This window comes from Arthrobacter sp. UNCCL28 (assembly GCF_900102805.1).
In the GTDB taxonomy this organism is placed as follows: Bacteria; Actinomycetota; Actinomycetes; order Actinomycetales; family Micrococcaceae; genus Arthrobacter; species Arthrobacter nicotinovorans_A.
Map to the genome: position 1 here is coordinate 276,065 of NZ_FMWE01000004.1, position 15,243 is coordinate 291,307.

The 15,243-nt window shown below is 64.3% G+C and carries 13 protein-coding genes; 9 read left to right on the forward strand and 4 right to left on the reverse strand.

The window, feature by feature from the left end; all coding sequences use genetic code 11:
• The first annotated feature begins 32 nt into the window (after window positions 1-32).
• The 4 genes from BLQ01_RS13625 to BLQ01_RS13645 all read left to right on the forward strand — a co-directional run bounded on the left by BLQ01_RS13625 (window position 33) and on the right by BLQ01_RS13645 (window position 5,717).
• Window positions 33-965, forward strand: coding sequence for a carbohydrate ABC transporter permease (locus BLQ01_RS13625; RefSeq protein ID WP_026543402.1), 933 nt, complete (start codon window positions 33-35; stop codon window positions 963-965).
• Window positions 962-1,906, forward strand: a complete 945-nt coding sequence (locus BLQ01_RS13630) for a carbohydrate ABC transporter permease (RefSeq protein WP_091552302.1) — start codon at window positions 962-964, stop codon at window positions 1,904-1,906. Before BLQ01_RS13625 ends, BLQ01_RS13630 begins: the two co-directional genes overlap by 4 nt.
• The gene (locus BLQ01_RS13635) at window positions 1,903-2,916 is read left to right on the forward strand and encodes a hydroxyacid dehydrogenase (protein WP_026543400.1); all 1,014 of its coding nucleotides are present in this window, start codon (window positions 1,903-1,905) and stop codon (window positions 2,914-2,916) included. Before BLQ01_RS13630 ends, BLQ01_RS13635 begins: the two co-directional genes overlap by 4 nt.
• A 356-nt stretch (window positions 2,917-3,272) precedes the next feature.
• A complete protein-coding gene (locus BLQ01_RS13645; RefSeq protein ID WP_091552304.1) occupies window positions 3,273-5,717 on the forward strand; it encodes an HAD-IC family P-type ATPase in 2,445 nt (814 codons plus the stop codon).
• Here the strand turns inward: BLQ01_RS13645 and BLQ01_RS13650 are convergent.
• A complete protein-coding gene (locus tag BLQ01_RS13650; RefSeq protein ID WP_223943833.1) occupies window positions 5,699-6,109 on the reverse strand; it encodes a hypothetical protein in 411 nt (136 codons plus the stop codon). The genes BLQ01_RS13645 and BLQ01_RS13650 overlap by 19 nt on opposite strands.
• Before the next feature lie 133 nt (window positions 6,110-6,242).
• Between BLQ01_RS13650 and BLQ01_RS13655 the strand changes: the two genes are divergently transcribed.
• From BLQ01_RS13655 to BLQ01_RS13665, 3 genes are all read left to right on the forward strand, one after another.
• Complete coding sequence (locus BLQ01_RS13655; protein WP_091552305.1) at window positions 6,243-7,838, forward strand: alkaline phosphatase D family protein; 1,596 nt, start codon at window positions 6,243-6,245, stop codon at window positions 7,836-7,838.
• A 93-nt stretch (window positions 7,839-7,931) separates the two neighbouring features.
• The gene (locus BLQ01_RS13660) at window positions 7,932-8,621 is read left to right on the forward strand and encodes a hypothetical protein (protein WP_254779442.1); all 690 of its coding nucleotides are present in this window, start codon (window positions 7,932-7,934) and stop codon (window positions 8,619-8,621) included.
• A 69-nt stretch (window positions 8,622-8,690) separates the two neighbouring features.
• Window positions 8,691-9,926 carry a pyridoxal phosphate-dependent aminotransferase gene (locus BLQ01_RS13665; RefSeq protein ID WP_091552307.1) on the forward strand — a complete coding sequence of 412 codons (1,236 nt, stop codon included), beginning with the start codon at window positions 8,691-8,693 and terminating at the stop codon, window positions 9,924-9,926.
• 70 nt (window positions 9,927-9,996) lie between these two features.
• On the opposite strand, the gene BLQ01_RS13670 is transcribed toward BLQ01_RS13665, so the two are convergent.
• Complete coding sequence (locus tag BLQ01_RS13670) at window positions 9,997-11,034, reverse strand: zinc-dependent alcohol dehydrogenase family protein (RefSeq protein ID WP_091552308.1); 1,038 nt, start codon at window positions 11,032-11,034, stop codon at window positions 9,997-9,999.
• A 95-nt stretch (window positions 11,035-11,129) separates the two neighbouring features.
• Here BLQ01_RS13670 and BLQ01_RS13675 point away from each other — a divergent pair, with 95 nt between their 5' ends.
• Window positions 11,130-11,588: a carboxymuconolactone decarboxylase family protein gene (locus tag BLQ01_RS13675; RefSeq protein ID WP_026543393.1), complete on the forward strand. Its 459-nt coding sequence runs from the start codon at window positions 11,130-11,132 to the stop codon at window positions 11,586-11,588.
• 17 nt (window positions 11,589-11,605) lie between these two features.
• Window positions 11,606-12,505 (forward strand): sigma-70 family RNA polymerase sigma factor, encoded by a 900-nt coding sequence (locus BLQ01_RS13680; protein ID WP_091552310.1) that lies wholly within the window; start codon window positions 11,606-11,608, stop codon window positions 12,503-12,505.
• 93 nt (window positions 12,506-12,598) lie between these two features.
• Here BLQ01_RS13680 and BLQ01_RS13685 read toward each other — a convergent pair whose 3' ends face one another.
• Entirely contained in the window at window positions 12,599-13,096 is a 498-nt protein-coding gene (locus tag BLQ01_RS13685) for a hypothetical protein (RefSeq protein ID WP_091552311.1), read from the reverse strand.
• A 22-nt stretch (window positions 13,097-13,118) separates the two neighbouring features.
• On the reverse strand, window positions 13,119-15,122 hold the full coding sequence (locus BLQ01_RS13690; protein ID WP_091552313.1) for a primary-amine oxidase: 2,004 nt from the start codon (window positions 15,120-15,122) through the stop codon (window positions 13,119-13,121).
• Window positions 15,123-15,243 lie beyond the last annotated feature (121 nt).

Genomic DNA, 15,243 nt, shown 5'->3' on the forward strand with positions numbered 1-15,243 from the left:
AGGAGGCCCCCCTCCCAAGCTAGGAGAATCCCATGGCCACCCAGGCCCTCACCACCACAGTGCGCCGCCGCGGCCGTGCACTGGCGGGAACCGGCGGACGGACTGCCGCGCTGTTCCTGGTCCCCTTCTTCGCGGTCTTCGCGATCGCCATGATCGCACCCGTGATCTACTCCCTGGTGCTGAGTTTCCACTCGCAGCAGAAGTCCGGCTTGGGCTTCGGGGAAGCCAAGACCGTGTTCGTAGGGCTTGAGAACTATGTGCAGGTCTTCCAATCCGAAACCTTCATGGAGGGCATCGGCCGCCTCGGCCTGTACTGCCTGATCTACATTCCGTGCATGGTGGGCGGTGCAGTGGTCTTCGCACTCCTGCTGGATGCGACAGTGGCCAAGGCACGCAAGCTCTTCCAGCTCCTGGTGTTCCTTCCGCACGCAGTTCCGGGCGTCATTGCTGCCCTGATCTGGGCCTACCTTTACACCCCCGGCATCAGCCCACTGGTCCAGGCACTCCAGGGTGGCGGTATCCAGGTCAACTTCCTGGACGCCCACCTGGTCCTGCCGTCCATCGTGAACATCGGAGTATGGGAATGGACGGGCTACAACGTCATCATCCTGTTCACTGCACTCCAGGCCGTGCCCCGGGAAATCCTGGAAGCGGCACGGGTGGACGGCGCCGGTGAGATCCGGGCCGCGGTGAGCATCAAGTTCCCCCTGATCCTGCCGGCCCTGAGCGTCATCATGCTCTTCACCATCATCGGCACCCTGCAGCTGTTTACCGAGCCAAACATCATCTCCAAGGCCACGGCCTCGGTCACCAGTACCTGGGTTCCCAACCTGTGGGCCTATGACGCAGCGTTCATCCGCCACAACCTCAACCAGGCCGCGGCGGCCTCCATCATCATTGCCGGGCTGGCCGCAATCCTGTCCCTGGCCGTCACCCGCCTTAGCTCCAGGATGAACAAATCATGAGCACCTCAACACTTTCCCGAAACACCGCAGCATCCAAGCAAAGTCCACGGTCCCGCCGCACGGGATACCGTTCCGGCCGCGGCAGCAACGGCACTTCCAACCGCAGCGGAGGGTTTGCCAGCAAGCTCACCGTCAACGGGCTCCTGATCATTGGCTCGGCCTACATGGTGGTCCCTGTCCTGTGGTTGGTGTTCGCCTCCACCAAGAATGCAGCGGACCTCTACGGCACCAGCGCCTACGCGTTGGGTAATTTCTCCCTGTTCGAGAACATCGCCAACGTGGCAAACCAGGACGGCGGGCTCTTCTTCCGCTGGCTGGGAAACTCCGTGATGTACGCCGGCGTTGGCGCGGTCCTCGGCAGCCTCATTTCAGTCATGGCCGGATACGCGTTCGACAAATTCCAGTTCCGTTGGAAGGACTCGCTCTTCGGCTTCGTCCTGGTGGGCGTCCTGATCCCCAACACCGCAACCGTGCTGCCCATGTACCTCCTGGCCTCCCTGGTGGGCATGACCAACACCATCTGGGCCATCCTCATCCCGGTACTGTGCAACCCGTTCGGCGTCTACCTGGCCCGGGTCTACTCCTCCAGCTACGTGCCGGCAGAAACCCTCGAGGCCGCACGGATGGACGGCGCCGGGCCAGTCCGGTCCTTCTTCTCCCTGGGCCTGCCCATGATGATGCCCGGCTACATCACCATCGCGCTCTTCCAGTTCGTGGGCGTGTGGAACAACTTCATGCTCCCCCTGGTGATGCTCCAGGACCAGCAACTCCTCCCCGTCAGCGTGGGCATCTCCATCTGGCAGGGCTACTCCGTACCGCAGCCCGAATTCACGCCCATGGTCATCACGGGCTCGCTGCTTTCCATCCTTCCGTTGCTGGTGGCGTTCATCATGCTCCAGCGCTTCTGGAAGTCAGGCCTGACCGCAGGGAGCGTCAAGTGACCAGCACCAAACCAAACGTCGCGCTCGCCATGGGTCCCGGCGTCGTATCCCGGGTCTTTCCCAGCCGCCGCCTCGAGACCCTCTCCCCCGGCTTGCGGCTGCTCAGCCCTGATCCCATGGAAGATTTCACATCCGCACGTTCGTTGAAACTCCTGGCAGAGACGGACATCCTCATCACAGGGTGGAGCTGCCCCAAGCTGGATGCCGCGGCCCTGGCCGCGGCTCCTCGCCTGACCCATGTCCTCCACGCCGGAGGCACCGTCAAACACCATGTGGGCGACGAATGCTGGGAAAGGGGCATCGAAATCAGCACCGCCGCTGATGCCAACTCCATCCCCGTGGCCGAATACACGGTGGCCATGATCCTGCTGGCCAACAAGCGTGTCCTCCAGATCGCCCGCAAGCTGCACTCGGAGAAAACCGGTATCGAGCCGGACCAGGTGTTCCCGGACATGGGCAACTTCGGCAAACGCGTGGGCATCATCGGGGCGTCCAGGATCGGCAAGCACGTCATCCGGCTCCTGAAGTCCTACGACGTCCACGTAGTAGTGGCAGATCCTTTCCTTGACGATGCCGCGGCAGCCTCCCTCGGCGTCGAACGCGTCACCTTGGAAGAGCTGGTGGGCAGTTGCGACGTCGTCAGCCTCCACGCGCCGTCGCTTCCGTCCACCCGCAACCTGATCCATCAAGGCCTGGTGTCCTGTTTCAAGCCCGGTGCCACCTTCATCAACACCGCGCGCGGCGAACTGGTGGACCAGGATGCGCTGCTTCGGCGCATCGAGCAAGGCGACCTTTACGCTGTCCTGGACGTCACCACTCCTTGGGTGCTCCCAGCGGACTCGGGCTTCTACACACACCCCAATGTGCTGCTGACACCGCATCTGGCCGGCTCGCTGGGGATGGAGCTGGAGCGGATGGCCGCCAGCACCATCGAGGAAGCCCACCGGGTGTCCCGCGGCGAACCGCTCCTGCACAGACTCCATGCGAAAGACCTCGCCTTTACGGCCTGAGCATGGCCGGCCTCGGCGGGCACGGCCTACCTTTACGGCTTGAGCCGACACGGCCTCGCCGCCACAGCCCAAGCGGGCCGGGCGGGGCGGCCGGGCGGGGCGGGCGGGGCCGGGCGGGCGGCCGGGCGGGGCGGGCGGGGCCGGGCGGGCGGCCGGGCGGGGCGGGCGGGGCCGGGCGGGGCGGGCGCGGCCGTGCGCGGCCGTGCGCAACAACCACGACGGCGACAGAACGCCCAGCGGCTGGCATACTCAGTCCCATCGCTCCACCCATCCTTGGACAGACCCGGCTCCTCGGATCGACTCAACTGATTGGACCAGTCCACGTGATCTGATCAGCACAACAACTGGGGGCATGCGTGCCAGAGGACAAGCACCAATCACCGGCGGCAGTCCGTCCAGCGGGTGGATCGGCCCAGGGATTGAGCGCTGCCGAGGTTGCTGAGCGAGTGGCCGCGGGACAAACCAACGCCTTCGTCCAGGACACCAGCCGCAGCGTGTGGAGCATTGTCCGGGCCAACGTGCTCACCCTGTTCAACGGCATCATCCTGGCCTGCTTCATTGTGTTGTTTGCGATCGGCCGCTGGCAGGATGCCCTGTTCGGGTTCAGCGCCATTACCAACGCAGTGATCGGCAGCGTCCAGGAATACCGGGCTAAACGGGCCCTGGACCGCCTGGCCCTCCTGAACGCCCCGCATGCCAGGGTCGTGAGGGATGGCTCCGAGGCTGAAATCTCCTTGGATGATGTGGTGCTGGATGACACCCTGGTCCTGCGGGCCGGCGACCAGGTCCCGGCCGACGGGGTGGTGTCAGGATCGCGGGGTCTCCAAGTGGATGAATCCATGTTGACCGGCGAATCCGACCCCGTTGAAAAGGCCGACGACGACCGTGTCCTGTCAGGATCCGTGGTGGTGGCCGGTGAAGGAACAGCCGTGGTGGACCGGGTAGGCGCAGACTCCTTCGCGAACTCCCTGGCGGCGGAGGCCAAGCGCTTCTCCCTGGTGGCTTCAGAACTGCGGTCCTCGATCGACCGGGTCCTGAAATGGGTCACTTGGTTCGTGGGTCCGGTGGCGTTGCTGGTCCTGAATGCCCAGATGATTGCCCAGGGCGGGTGGGCCGAAGCTTCGGCGAGTGGAGCGTGGCGGGACGCTGCGACGGCGACCATTGCCGCCGTCGTCGCCATGGTTCCTTTGGGACTGGTACTGATGACCAGCATCACCTTCGCCGTCGGGGCGGTAAAGCTGGCCCGGCAACAGGTCCTCGTGCAGGAGCTTCCGGCGGTCGAGGGGCTGGCGCGCGTGGATATCATCTGCCTCGATAAGACCGGCACCCTCACCCAGGGCGACATCGTTTTCGACGCCGCCCATCCTTTGACGCCCCGCCCGGGCTGGGAGGCTGTGCTTTCTTGGTACGGCGTGCAGAACGATGCCAATGCCACAGCCCGGAGCCTTGCCGGTCATTTCACCGAGCCTCCCGCAGAGCCGCCGGCAGACCGGGTGCCCTTTTCTTCGGCGCGTAAGTGGAGCGCGGTTGTTTTCGACGACGGAATGTGGATCCTGGGCGGCCCCGAAATGGTGTTCCCGGGGCACGATTCCACCGATCCTGTGCGGCAGCAGCTTGCCGCCCGGACCGTAGAGCTGGCTGCCACCGGCCGGCGCACACTGGTGCTGGCCCACGGCACGCCCACTGATGACGAGACCGTACCAACAGACGCCGTCCCGGTTGCCCTCCTGACTTTCAAGGAGAACATCCGCCCCGACGCCGCTGAAACGCTCACCTACTTCGCGGCGCAGGACGTGGACGTCCGGATCATTTCCGGTGACAACCCGCAGACCGTTGCCGCAATAGCCCGGGAAGTCGGGCTGGAGGCGCCCTATGGCTTCGATGCCCGGGAACTGCCCGACGACGACCAGGAACTGCTGGAGGTCATCAACAACCACGTGGTCTTTGGACGCGTCACCCCGGACCAGAAGAAGAGGATCGTGGTGGTTCTCAAGTCCGCCGGCCGCACAGTGGCCATGACCGGCGACGGCGTCAACGATGCCTTGGCCATCAAAGAAGCCGATATAGGTGTGGCGATGAACTCCGGGGCGGCAGCCACCAAGGCCGTGGCCCGGCTGGTGCTCCTGGACGGCAAGTTTTCCCACCTGCCCTCAGTGGTGGCCGAGGGCCGGCAGGTCATCGCCAACATCGAGCGCGTCTCCATGCTGTTCCTGACCAAGACCGCTTATGCCACTTTCCTGGCCATCGCCTTCGGCATCCTCCTGCTGCCATTTCCTTTCCTTCCGCGGCAACTGTCCGTCACTGACGGTTTGACCATCGGCATACCGGCGTTCTTCCTGGCCTTGCTGCCCAACGCCCAGCGGTACATCCCCGGCTTCTTGCGCCGCTCACTGACCTTTGCCGTCCCGGCGGGCTTGTCGGTGACACTGGGGCTCGCCTCCTATGCCCGCCTTGCGGCGAACCTGCAGATTCCGGAAGCGGAGATCAGGACCGGGTCCACGCTGATCCTGGCGATCATCGGCATCTGGATCCTGGTGGTGCTCTCGCGCCCGGTGACCCGCTTCAAGGGCATGGTCATCGGTGCGATGATGGTCGGCCTTGTCCTGGTGTACTCGGTGCCAATAGCCCGCGACTTCCTGCAGTTCACCGATCCCAGCCTGCCCACGGCACTACTTGTCCTGGGAACGTCGGCGGCGTGCATCGCGCTGGTGGAGATCGTCCGGTTCGTTCATCGCCGCGTCGCCTACCGGGATGCCCAGGAGGCCCTGCACCAAACGTTCAATCAGCGCGCCTCGAAGTAGCTGCGACCACGTCCCACCCACAACGGCACCAGCACGGCGACCGAAGCGATGCCTTGGGAAATGACGGCCGACCAGTCTCCGTCCGCAGCAATCACCAGGTCCAGCACGGCAAAAACAAGCCCCAGCAGCATGACTGCGGTTGCACCACGCCGCGCCGCGTTGCTGCCGCGAGCCACCCCGGAGGCCAGTCCGATCACCAACAGCCCGAACAGGACCATGCCTGCTCCCAGCAAGGTGATGGGCAAAGCAATGCCGCCGGACTGGGCTTCGGGGGTATAGCGCAGGAAAATCGTCAGTATCCCGAGCAGGATTTGGGCGATGCCACCGATATACATCAGCACCACCGAGAACGTCACCACTCCGGGTCGTTTACGGCTCTCGCCCGTCTTCATGAACTGAGCATAGACGAGGCCCCCACGCGGCAGGCAGCTCCCCGAGGGCAAGTGACACCCCTTGTCACAGAATTAACCACACATTCATGCACACCTTCGATCCAGTCAACCCAGGCTTCCTAGGGTCGGCCTTATGGAAAAAATCTCCCGCAGATCCCTCATTTCAGCCGGCCTTGGAGCAGGACTCGCCGCAGCCCTCCCCAGTGCCGCCGTCGCCGGCGCCCTCCCGGCGGTTTCTACAGCGGACGACGCCGGTCTCCGCACCGATCCGTTCACCCTCGGCATCGCGTCGGGCGAACCGTGGCCCGACGGCTTCGTCATCTGGACCCGCCTGGCAGTAAACCCCGTAGCCGAGGACGGCCTGGGCGCCATGCCCTCGCGTAACGTCGCCGTCGCCTGGGAGGTCGCAGAAGACCCGGCGATGCGGCGCGTAGTAGCCCGCGGCGTCGAACATGCCAGGATCGAAACCGCCCACTCGGTGCACGTCGAGCTCAAAGGCCTCCGCCCCGGGCGGGAGTACTTCTACCGTTTCCGCACCGGGCGCCACGTCAGCGAAGTGGGACGCACCCTGACCAGCCCGGCGCCCGGTGAAACCCCCGCTGCGTTGGCCATGGCCTTCGCCAGCTGCGCCCAGTACGAGCACGGCTACTTCACGGCCTACCGCCGCCTTGCCGAGGACCACCCGGACCTGGTGCTGCACCTGGGTGACTACCTCTACGAGTACAAAAAGGGCAGCTACGTGATCGGCGGCGGAAACCCCCGCGACCACGAAGGACCCGAAACCACCACCCTGGCCGGCTACCGCCAGCGGCATGCCCAGTACAAGTCCGACGCCGACCTCCAGGCCGCGCACGCCATCGCACCGTGGCTGGTGGTGTGGGATGACCACGAAGTGGACAACAACTGGGCGGACGACATCCCCGAGAACAGCGACGCGGGCCAGCTGAACGACACCACGGAGCACTTCCGCCAGCGCCGCTCGGCAGCGTTCCAGGCGTACTACGAGAACATGCCGCTGCGCCGGTCATCAGTTCCCGCCGGGTTCGACATGAAGATCTACCGCACCATCCACTGGGGCCAGCTGGCCAACTTCCACATGATGGACACCCGCCAGTACCGGGATGACCAGCTCGCGGGTGACGGCTGGCGGAAGAACGTCGCCGGGCGCCTCGACGAGAACCGCACCATCACCGGTGCCGAGCAGGAAAAGTGGCTGCTGGACGGCTTCAAGAACTCCACGCAACAGTGGGACATTCTGGGCCAGCAGGTCTTCTTTGCCGAGCGGGACCGTGACAAGGCGCCGGACATCGACGACGTCTCCATGGATGGCTGGGACGGTTACGCCGCTTCCCGCCGACGCATCACCCAAGGCTGGGTGGACGCCAAGGTGCGCAACGCGGTCGTACTCACCGGCGACGTTCACCGCCACTGGGCCACCGACCTCAAGGTGGACTACAAGGACCCCGCGGCCGCTGTGGTCGGCTCGGAACTGGTGTGCTCCTCCATCACCTCCACGGGCGACGGCAATGGCTCCACCACAGACCCCACCATGGCGTGGAACCCGCACCTGAAGTTCTACAACGACAACCGCGGCTACGTGAACACCCGGATCACCAAGGACGCCCTGACAGCGGACTTCCGTGTGCTGGACTATGTCACCACGCCGGGCGCGCCGGTCAGCACCAAGAAGTCCTACACGATCACCGACGGGGTCCCTGGCCTCGCGTAACCCGCCAGGGCCCGTAGCTCACTCGATTGGACTTACCCCCCGAATCCCAGTGACTACGGGCATCTGCGGGAGTAGCCTAGTGGAAGTTGATTAGTGGATCTCTTTCCGGCTGGGGTTTCTGCCGTGGGCCATGTGCGTTCGTCGCTGTCCGACCTTCTGGGGGTACTTTCCGACGCCGTCGCCCCTCAGCATGTCAGGTTCGACGACGGGTCCCCCACCGCCGTGGTTCCCCCACCTGAGGCGCCGGTTACCGTCCGCGCCGTCACGCTGAACCGGGTTGGAAGGTCACGCGCAGACGGACCGGCCCTGGACCTCGAACTGAGGGTCGCCGTGGAATGCCATGGTCCCGGGCAGCTGGACACCATGGAGCAATTACTGTTGGCCGTGGAACTCCACAGCCAGTACTCCGTAGTTTCCACCGGCGAGTTCCGGCCCGAGGAGTACTCCGGCGCCATCCAGCAAGGAATGGGCTTCCTGGTCCGCGTCCCGGTATCCCTGCCTTTCGAAGAACCTTCCGATCCTCCCGAAGGAACCGCCACTGGCACGACACGTGCCGCCCGCCGGATCAGGGGACGGCTGGTGGATGTGCACAACAAAGGCGTCCCTGACGCATATATCCACGCCCACTCGTCCGCTACGGCTGCCGTCAGCGATGCAACCGGACACTTTGAAGTCCTGGCGTCGGCTGATGAACTCCAACACTTCGCTGTGGCAGTGGACGGCACCGAGCGGGAAGTTTCGGCCAGCACCAAGAGACTTCCGGTGACTATCCGCTGGGTCTGATCCTGGAATCATGGGGCACTGATTCTGCAACCATTTACTCGGGCACGCCGCTCCATGAAATGATCAACCATGCGTCCGATGCAGCACTCCAGCAAACTCCAGAATGTCCGCTACGAACTCCGTGGGCCCATCCTCCAGGCGGCCAAGGCCATGGAGGCCGAAGGGCACCGCATCCTCAAGATGAACCTTGGGGACACAGCACCGTTCGGGCTGGAGGCACCGGAGTCTGTTGTGGTGGACATGATCCACCACCTCCGCGGGGCTCAGGGGTACAGCGATTCCAAGGGAATCTTCTCAGCCCGCACGGCCATCTCGCAGTACTACCAGACGCGCGGACTGATGAGCATCGGCGTCGAGGATGTCTTCATTGGCAACGGGGTCAGCGAACTCATCTCCATGACCCTGCAGGCGTTCATGGAGAACGGCGACGAGATCCTGATCCCGGCACCGGACTACCCCTTGTGGACCGCGGCCGTGACGCTCACCGGCGGCAACCCCGTGCATTACCTGTGCGATGAGGAGGAGAACTGGTGGCCGGACATGTCCGACGTCGAAGCCAAGATCACTCCCCGCACCAAGGGCATCGTGATCATCAACCCGAACAACCCCACCGGCGCCGTCTATCCGCGCCACATCCTGGAACAGTTCGCCGCGCTTGCCAGAAAGCATGACCTCGTCCTGTTTTCGGATGAGATCTACGAGAAGATCCGGTACGTGGACGCACCGCACATCCATACAGCGGCAGTTGCTGACGACGTCTGTGTCCTGACGTTCAGCGGGTTGTCCAAGGCGTACCGCATGCCCGGATACCGGGCAGGTTGGGTGGCGGTCACTGGTCCTTTGACGGCCACCGCCGCCTATCGGGAATCCCTGGAGCTGCTGGCCTCGCTGCGGTTGTGCGCCAATGTCCCTGCCCAGCACGCCATCCAAACATGCCTGGGTGGCTACCAGAGCATTGAAGCGCTCATTCGTCCCGGCGGCCGGCTCCGCGATCAGCGGGACCTGGCATGGAAACTCCTCACCGCGATCCCGGGCGTCAGCTGCGTTCCGGCAGCCGGTGCCATGTACCTTTTCCCGAAGCTGGATCCGGAGATCTACCCCATCGCTTCGGACGAAAAGTTCGTCCTCCAATTACTGCAGGAACAGAAAATCCTGGTCTCGCACGGTACCGCGTTCAACTGGCCCACGCCGGACCACTTCCGGTTCGTCATCCTGCCCGCTACGGAGGACATCGAGGAAGCGGTCCGCCGGATCGACCATTTCCTCGCCGCGTACCGGAACCGCCCTGCGGACGCACCCAACTAGGTCGCATTTAAGGGCGTTGTGAGCACTCAGAACGGCCTCAACTGCGACTTGGTTGGGCGCTCGGGAGCACCTACAGAGCAGGGTCCACCATGGTCATGCCGGCAGGGTTGGCCTTGTCGAAGCCAGGCAACAGCGCAGCGGCGTCTTCCAGGCCAATGGTGCGTTCGATCAGAAGCTGTGGCTGAAGCGCACCCTGTTCAATGAGCGCCATCATGCCCGGATAGTCCACCGCAGCCATGCCGTGGCTGCCCAGGAGGTCCAGTTCCCAGCCGATCACACGCGCCATGGGGACTTGCGGATTCCCGTCGATGGACGGCAACAAACCGATCTGGACGTGCCGGCCGCGCCTGCGAAGGCTAAGGATTGCGTCGGCGCACGTCTGTTCACTTCCGACGGCGTCCACCGCCACGTGGCTGCCTCCGCCGGAGAGGACGTTGATTGCGGCCGGGATGTCCGTACCATCAGCAAGCACCGTGTGTTCCGCCCCCAGCCGTGCAGCCACAGCCAAGGCCTCCGGGTTCCGGTCCACGGCAATCACCCGCGCCCCCATGGCCTTGGCGATCATCACGGCGCTCAACCCTACGCCGCCCGCGCCCACCACGGTTACCCATTCGCCGGCTTTGACCTGTGCTCGGGCTGCGAGCGCACGGTATGCCGTGGCGAAGCGGCAGCCCAGACTTGCCGCCGTCGAATATTCAACGTTCTCCGGGATGCTTACCAGGTTGCTGTCCGCAGCATGCAGTGCCACGTACTCGGCGAACGAACCCCAGTGGGTGAAGCCGGGTTGTTGCTGGTCCGGGCAGACCTGGGCATCGCCGGCCAGGCACCATTCGCAGCTGCCGCAGCCACAGACGAAGGGGACGGTGACGCGGTCGCCCACCTTCCAATGCTGGACGCCCTCCCCGACGGCGTCGATCAACCCGGCGAGCTCGTGGCCCGGTACGTGCGGCATGGCAATGTCATCGTGGCCGGCCCAAGCGTGCCAGTCACTGCGGCACATGCCGGTGGCCAGCACCCTCACCACCACGCCTCCAACAGGGGCCTGCGGTTTGGCGACCTCCCTGACTTCAGGCTGGGTCCAGACCTCATCAAAGACTATTGCGCGCACGCCCCTGACTCTAACAATTGGCTGTCCCCTGTCACACTTCGGGCGCGGGATCCGACATTCCTGTTGTAAGGCACCATCTCTGAAGGGAAGTCAGCATGACCCGCATCAACATCGGCCGTACCAACAAGCTCGGCTATGCCGCCGTCATCGGATTGGAAGGCTACGCCCGCAAGTCCGTGGATCCGGAACTGTATGAACTGATCAAGCTGCGCGCCTCCATCCTCAACGGCTGCGGCTTCTGCGTGGATATGCATGCCACGGACGGCCGGAAGCTCGGAATTCCGGACAGGAAGCTGCACGCCGTGGCGGCGTGGCAGCACTCGAAGGTGTTCTTCGATGCCCGCGAGCAGGCAGTTCTTGCCCTGACGGACGCCGTCACGCAGCTGGGTCCGGAGACAGTCACTGACGAGATCTGGAACGCAGCTGCCACGCATTTCGACGACGCCCAGATGGGCGGGCTGATCTTCGCTATTTCCACCATCAACGTGTGGAACAGGATCGCCATCAGCACGCAGATGGAGCCGCCAGTGGATGAGAAGAATCCGTTGGTCTGAACGGTAGCGTTGCCATCATGACTCTTACGGTGTCAGCCACGTCGGCGTGGCAGAGCGAACGGAACCGTCTCCTGGGAATCGCCTACCGGATGTTGGGCGACTTCGGGCATGCGGAGGATGTGGTTTCCGAGGTGGCCATCGATGCCGTGAAGCGCGAGCGCCAGGCTGGCGCGGAGCACGTGAATTCCTGGCCGGCATGGCTGACAACCGTCTGCGTGCGCCGCTCAGTTGACCGGGTACGCCAACTCGCCGCCGTCAAGGAAGAGTACACCGGGCCCTGGCTTCCGGAGCCCTTGGATGCCTCCAGGCTTCCGGAAGAAACGGTGGCCAATCGCGAACTCCTGTCGCTGGCCTTGCTGCACCTTGCGGAGCAACTGGCACCTGAGGCCAGGGCGGCGCTCGTGTTGCACCGGGCGTTCGCGATGTCTGCCCCGGAGATCGCGGACATCCTGGAGAAAAGCCCCGCAGCGGTTCGGCAGATGATTTCACGGGCAGAACGCCGGCTGGAGATTGATCCGGAAGCTCCCGCCCCCAGGGCCAAAGACCGGGCAGCCCTGGAAAAGCTGGTGGGTGCGATCGAGCAGGGTGACATTGACACGGTGGTCGCCATGCTGGACCGGGACGCCGTTCTGTGGGCCGACGGCGGCGGGAAGGTCAAGAGCGCCATGAATCCGCTGTTCGGCGCGGCAAGGATCGCGCGCTTCTTCACCGGCATCCTTGGCAAAGCTGCGGTTTTTGATCCCGCGGAGCCGGTCCGCGCCTGGATCATCGAGGTCAACAGCGAGCCGGCCTTGGTGCTCCGGCATCATGGACGCTCCGATGTCCTGGTGATCGACGCCGCCCCGGATGGCAGTATCCGGGAAGTACGCCAGGTGTCCAACCCGGACAAACTGACGCGGGTTTCGCTGGCCGGGTAGCTCAGGCGTTGCGTCCTGACCTTCTTTGCTTGCCGATAGAGGCAGCTGCAACCACGGTGGGTTGATTCCAGGCGAGCGGTTCGGCAAAGAGGGTCAGGAAGCCACAGCTGCCCTGGACGTTCGCGAGCGCCGAAGGCGGGCCACCAGCGTGGCGGCGAGCAACGCCGTCGTGATTTCCAGTCCGATGACCAACAGCAGCGAGGCGGCGCCGGACGAAACAGCGCCGGATGAAACAACACCTGAGACGCCAACAGCGCTCGACGCCGGTCCCCCGCCGTGCGCATGTCCGGAACCGCCTGCACTGCCCGCACCGCCCGCACTGAGCAGCAGGACGGCGTGGAGTCCCACCATTGCCAGTGCCGAGACAGTCACTTGGTGGAGTGCGCCAACCCGGCTGTGCCGCCAGATGTGGACCGTGCACGGAACGCACACTGCGGCCAGTCCGATCATGAGGATGCCCAGCCAGGCCTGGTGGTGTCCCGAGGCCGCGAGCCACAGGTGCACTGCGCAGGAAACAGCTGTCAGGGCGGCGCAAATCCGGGGGTGCAGGACAGGCCCGGAAGCCCGGACCTGTCCTGTCGTGGTTGCCATTATGAGTGTCCCGGCGGGAGTTCTAGTGGCAGTGGCCGGCAGGTTCGCCGTGCTCGCCTTGCCCCGCGCCGTGGGCCGCGCTGTGCGCCTCGCCGGGGGCCGGCGCGCTGTGGCAGCTTGAACCTGAAGAGTTTGCCGGCACGTCCAGAACCGGGCTGCGGTCAAAGAAGCCTTCGGGACGGAGCTTGAAGCCCACCGTGTCCACGGGCATGATGGGCCAGTCTTCCACGCGGGGGAAGTGCGTCAGCCCGAAGGTGTGCCAAAGGACGATGTCCTGGCCGTCGATTTCGCGGTCCTGCGCAACATAGGCCGGCAGCCCGGCGCCTCCGGAGTGCTGGTTTACGAAGTCGCCCGTGGGGTAGCGCTCCTCGTCGGCGTAGCGGGTGACCCAGAGATCCTTGGTGGCGAAGGCTGCGCGCTTGGCGATCGAGGAGCCGGGGTCTGCCAGGAGAGTGGGTTGGTTCTCGGCATGGAGCTTGTAACCAACAGGCTCGCCCAGGCGGTTCCTCGACTCCGGGTTGGAAATGATCCAGGTCCTGCCTGCACGGGCGTCGGCCTCGCGGACTGCTTCGGATTCCTTTGCCAAGACCGTACGTTTACGGGAGAACGCGTTGCCGCGCTCATTGCCATCACCCATGGCCTGGCGGACCACGTCCTCTTCTTCCACACGGTTGGTGAACCCGTCGATGGCCATATCCAGCCGGGCGCTGAAGAGGTGCTGGTGGAACGGGGCTCCAAGGCCGGGGGCGAGCTGGGAAATATTGTCCGAGCCGCCCTCCGGGAACGCGGATGTGAACACGACGCCGGTGGCCTTGGCTTCGAATTCGATGGTGCCGTCCAGGTAGAGGTACCAGTAGAAGCCGTAATCGTAGTTGCCGATGGTGGTGAAGAAGGAGATCACCAGGCGGCGGTTGCGGCGGGTGTAGTTGATGCCCGTCCAGAGGTCCGAGTGCTTGGAGAGGATGCCCCAGTCTTCCTCGTGCATGCAGATGCCGTTGCGGATCTCACGGGGGTTGCCGAAGGCGTCGCTGATGACCGGGCTGAGGTAGGTGATGTCACCCAGGCAGTCGCAGCCCAGTTCGAGCGAGTTGGCGTACTGGCCTACCAGGTATTCACCGGTATCGAAGTAATTCTGCCAGGACCGGATGGGCGATGGATCGCCGTAGGGCACCACCATCTCGGCAATCGAGGCGCGGTTGATGATGGGCCTGAGGCGGTCTCCGTCATTGAAGGCCAGATTGTGGAGGACAACTCCTTCGCGAACATCAAAGCCAACGTCGACGCTCCACTTTTCCCATTCCACGTGGTTCCCGTCGGTGACCGTGAAGCTTGGGCCTTCGGGTTGGGTGATGCTGATGGGCTTTTGGGTTTCCCGCAGCGGGCCGGTCAGTTCGGGATCGGTGTAGTTTCCGTGCTCCGCCGGGATGGGCATGACTCCGAGGTCAATCACTTGGGTGACTTCCTTGTTGACCACGTCCACGTAGGCCACCAGTCCGTCCACGGGGTGAGCCCAGGCGCTGTCTTCGGGGAAGTCCTGCACGAAGGCCAGGCCGCGGAGGATGCGGCGACCTTTCTCGTCGTCGTACTCAAAGACGCCTGCTGACAACGGTGCGACGCGGACTTTGGCGACGTCCAGATCCCTGGCTGCGAGCGCGGCGAGCCAACGCTCATCGGTGGCGAGGAGAGTCTCAACTACCTCGAATTCCTCCTCCAGGACGGGGAGTTCGCCGGAGACCTTGGTATCGAGCTCGATGGCTTCCAGGATCCGGCCCTGGGTCACGGAGACGAGGACGTCGCTGGGAGCACCGCCGGCGATGTCGTGGATGAAGATGCGGAAGCGTCGGTCCTGCCCTGACTGGCCGCGCGGGGGATCAATGAGTCCCAAATAGGCGATCCGCTTCTCGCCGCCGAGGTGGCCGGCTTCCTGCAGGATTCCCTGCACCTGGGAGATCTCGGCGCCCGTTGCCAGGGCGTACTGCGTTTCCCGGGTTGTCCCGGTTGCTGTCTCAGTTGCTGTGGGCGTCATGGCTGCCTCTTGTCCGGGACCTACGATGGGTCAGGATTTATTTTCTATAGGTGTAGAGAATAACCAAAACGTAAGATGGGTCACAAGACCTGTCCGCCATTTATTTTTCCGGGAGCCCCTT

Excerpts from the sequence above, each read along its gene's own strand:
- BLQ01_RS13625 (WP_026543402.1), top strand. The coding sequence starts at position 33 with ATGGCCACCCAGGCCCTCACCACCACAGTGCGCCGCCGCGGCCGTGCA.
- BLQ01_RS13630 (WP_091552302.1), top strand. The coding sequence starts at position 962 with ATGAGCACCTCAACACTTTCCCGAAACACCGCAGCATCCAAGCAAAGT.
- BLQ01_RS13650 (WP_223943833.1), bottom strand. The coding sequence starts at position 6,109 with ATGAAGACGGGCGAGAGCCGTAAACGACCCGGAGTGGTGACGTTCTCG.
- BLQ01_RS13655 (WP_091552305.1), top strand. The coding sequence starts at position 6,243 with ATGGAAAAAATCTCCCGCAGATCCCTCATTTCAGCCGGCCTTGGAGCA.
- BLQ01_RS13665 (WP_091552307.1), top strand. The coding sequence starts at position 8,691 with ATGCGTCCGATGCAGCACTCCAGCAAACTCCAGAATGTCCGCTACGAA.
- BLQ01_RS13675 (WP_026543393.1), top strand. The coding sequence starts at position 11,130 with ATGACCCGCATCAACATCGGCCGTACCAACAAGCTCGGCTATGCCGCC.
- BLQ01_RS13680 (WP_091552310.1), top strand. The coding sequence starts at position 11,606 with ATGACTCTTACGGTGTCAGCCACGTCGGCGTGGCAGAGCGAACGGAAC.
- BLQ01_RS13685 (WP_091552311.1), bottom strand. The coding sequence starts at position 13,096 with ATGGCAACCACGACAGGACAGGTCCGGGCTTCCGGGCCTGTCCTGCAC.
- BLQ01_RS13690 (WP_091552313.1), bottom strand. The coding sequence starts at position 15,122 with ATGACGCCCACAGCAACTGAGACAGCAACCGGGACAACCCGGGAAACG.